Here is a 3,618-nt window from a genome sequence, read left to right on the forward strand (position 1 = left end):
GAAGCATATGAATATATGGGTGTTAAAAAAGATGTTAAAGTAGAAAATGGAGATTTTGTTAAAGCTTATGTAGATGGAAGTTATGAACATGCAATAAGAGAATATGGGTCAGGCGTGGTTATATTAAGAAATGATATAGTAGAAAAAACATATAGTATAAAAGGAAATGAAGAGTCGTTAGTGGGTATGAGAAATGTAGCCGGAGAAATAGAAGCATCAAAAATGGCCATGAAATATTGTATAGATAATAATATAAGATATTTAAAATTATACTTTGACTATGAAGGAATAGAAAAGTGGTGTGTTGGTGTATGGAAAGCTAATAAAGAAGGGACTATAGAATATAAGAAGTTTTATGATAGTATAAAGGATAAATTACATGTAGAGTTTATAAAGGTTAAAGCTCATAGTGGTGATAGATATAATGAAGAGGCAGATAAGCTTGCAAAAGCTGCTATAGGAATATAAAAAGTCTTGCAAATTAAGCAAGACTTTTTTATTTTGTTATACTAAATTATTGAAGTTGATTAGAATTGGCCAAATACTTGCTCTAATTCACTTTTTAATGCGTCAGGATCATAAATACTTTGATACATATATTTTGCTAAAATATTTGCTTGGTCATAAGTTGATGTCCAAGCAAATATTCCACCAAGACAGTTTCTAAGAACATATTGTCCTTTTAAGAAAATAGATAGTGCATTATCATAGGACATTGCAAATTTACCATCTTTTACAAGGTAAGGGACTTGAGCTTGTTTATCAAAGGCTATTTCATATCCATTTTTATTTATATAATCTTTTCTAAGATCATCATAAGATTTAGTTACAGTAGCACCTAAGCGACCATAAAAAGGTACTCCAAGTAATATTTTTTCTGATGGCATACCAGCCTCAATAAGATTATTTACCATATCATCAACGCTGTATCCAGGTAATGAAAGATCTGATGGATACAGATTAGCTTGATGTTTTCTAGCATTTTCACCTGTTTCTCCTGCTGTAAAGTCATAACTCATAAGGTTAAAGTAGGTTATAAGTGGAGCTATTTTATTTATCTCAGCACTATTTCTTATATAAGCACTATCACCAGTACCTGCAACGCTTAACCAAGCATCATCTCCTAGTACGTCTCTTAATGCAGTAATCAATAAAGTGAAATTTTCCCTATCTTGAGGGCTTGATTTTATACCAGCTGCACTGCTTCCTGGATATTCCCAGTCTATGTCTATACCATCTAAACCATATTGATTCATAAGTTTTTTAGCTTCTCTAGCAAAATTATATCTAGAAGCTGGAGTTGCAGCTGCATCAGAGAAACCTTCTGTTCCCCAACCACCTATAGCTGCTATTACTTGTAGTGCTGGTTTTTCTAATTTTAATTGTACTAGCTGTCTTAAGAACCTAGGTGTAGGAACGTATAAAGTACCATCAGGGTTTATTTCAACAAAAGCATAAATTACAGCATCCAAAAGTTGAGCATCAACATTTTCTGGATTTCCTAATACATATTCCATAACTATAGGGTTAACATTAGGACAGTAGTCAATAGTTACAGGCTGAAATTTTGGATTGGTAATTTCAGGTCTAGAATTTTTAGAACTAGGTGTCTTAATTTTAGATTTACTTGAATCTTTTTTACAGTTTTTATCTGGAACAAAACAAAGATACCAATCCATACAAGAATAATCAGAATTAGCGTTGCTACATTTTTTAACTTTATTTTTTAATTCTTTATAAGTTTTTGGATATGGTAGTATAACTGGCATTCCAGGAAACCAATTTGCAGGTGTTACAACATTATCTCTATCGCTAGTCTGTAAAGCTTCTATTATTCTTAATATTTCAGGTATATTTCTACCTGTAGTTAAAGGATAATAAAGAATTGTTCTTAATATTTGTTTATCATCTATAATAAACACAGATCTTACTGTAGAAGTATTACTCATAGGTTCTGATATCATTCCATAAAGTTTTGCTATAGACATATCTCTATCTTCTATTATAGGAAAAGGAATTTCCATTCCTGTAAATTGGAATATATTATATATCCACGCAAGATGAGAACTATTACTATCAACACTAAGTCCTATAATTTCTGTATTTCTTTTTTTAAACTCATCATAATATTTAGTAAAACATAAAAATTCTGTTGTACACACTGGTGTAAAATCACCAGGGTGAGAAAATAATACAACCCACTTACCTGTATAATCTGATAGCTTTATAGGTCCACTAGTTGTATTAGCTTTAAAGTCCGGAGCTTTTGACCCTAAACTAGGAAGACTTGCCACATAAATCACCCCTTATATAAAATTTATCTATTTTTATTGTATTAATAATAAAGGAGGATTGTTACTCAATGAAATAATCACATTTCAAGATTGTTTTACCAAAAAAACAATAGTAATTGAAATATTTAACTAAATTTGATATATTTAATAATATAATCAATGTAAATAATTGTTGGTATATGGGGTGAAGAATTTGAAAAAAGTATGGAAAATATTTATTATGTCAGCTATTGTATGTTTTTCTTTAACACTTACACTGATGATAATAAATGCGGTAGTTGGTATATCGATAAGATTAAACTTTTATTTACTTTTATTTACTATATTAACAGCAGGGTTTACAGTAGCATTAACTCTAGTTGATAGTAAAACAATATTCTATTCTAAAAAGGTTAAAAAATCTGTGAAGAGTAAAACGGTAAGAAAAACTAAAAAAGTACAGTCACATACTAAAGCGAAACGAAAAATATCTTAAGACACAGCTAAATATGATTATGCTGTGTCTTTTTTTTATGAAAATTTTATTTAACCTGTTATAATTTTTAAAATTTTCTAATAAAAAATAACTATAAAGGCAGTGGAGGGGGATACAATGAAATTTAATATATTTAAAAGTAGTGTAATAGGGTATAAGAATCTAGTTAAAGGCTCTGAATCTCAAGATTATATTGATTATAAAGAAGATGATAAATATATTATATGCTCAGTTGCAGATGGTCATAGTACGGATTTTTTTAAGCATAGTTTAGAGGGGGCTAGATTTGCATGTAAAGCATCAATAGAGGTTCTCAGTGAAAATTTTGATATGGACATAAAAAAATTAAAAGAAAAGTTAATAAATTATGAAATTCAAAAGAAGATAGAATCTAGATGGAGATCTTTAGTTGAAGAGCACTATAAGAAAAATTATCCTAATGTATTTAAGATAGAATATATAAAATATTCTACAACACTTTTATCGGTTTTAATAACAGATAGTTTTATATTATATTTAAAATTAGGTGATGGGGATATAGTATTAAAAAGTAAAGATGAATATAAGGTAGTAATAAATACTAGGAATAATTTAACCGTTGACTCTTTGGGAAGAGAAGGTGAGTATAGACATATAATGTATTCATTAGAAAAAATAGAAGAAAATGAAAGTATTAGTATAGCTTTATTTACTGACGGTTATTCAAATGCATTTAAGAATAAATTAGATTTATTTAATAGTATAGAAAGTACTTTACAGGAGTATAATAAAAGTATTTTTTCAAGATTTAGGCTAGTTAATACATATGTTAATTATTTAAATAGTATAAGTAAAAATATAACACATGAT

The 3,618-nt window shown here is 28.5% G+C and carries 4 protein-coding genes; 3 read left to right on the forward strand and 1 reads right to left on the reverse strand.

Annotation, left to right across the window (positions count from 1 at the left end):
- The coding region (locus tag Q5F54_RS11880) for an RNase H family protein (RefSeq protein WP_302334490.1) at positions 1-468 on the forward strand (468 nt) is incomplete at its 5' end.
- Positions 469-527: 59 nt separating this feature from the next.
- Here Q5F54_RS11880 and Q5F54_RS11885 read toward each other — a convergent pair.
- Entirely contained in the window at positions 528-2,294 is a 1,767-nt protein-coding gene (locus Q5F54_RS11885) for a peroxiredoxin (protein WP_281538058.1), read from the reverse strand.
- Between the two features lie 193 nt (positions 2,295-2,487).
- Between Q5F54_RS11885 and Q5F54_RS11890 the strand changes: the two genes are divergently transcribed.
- Together Q5F54_RS11890 and Q5F54_RS11895 are read left to right on the forward strand one after the other, a co-directional pair.
- A complete protein-coding gene (locus Q5F54_RS11890) occupies positions 2,488-2,769 on the forward strand; it encodes a hypothetical protein (RefSeq protein ID WP_281538057.1) in 282 nt (93 codons plus the stop codon).
- Between the two features lie 117 nt (positions 2,770-2,886).
- The coding region (locus tag Q5F54_RS11895) for a protein phosphatase 2C domain-containing protein (protein WP_302334491.1) at positions 2,887-3,618 on the forward strand (732 nt) is incomplete at its 3' end.

Source organism: uncultured Romboutsia sp. (assembly GCF_958366745.1).
In the GTDB taxonomy this organism is placed as follows: domain Bacteria; phylum Bacillota; class Clostridia; order Peptostreptococcales; family Peptostreptococcaceae; genus Romboutsia; species Romboutsia timonensis.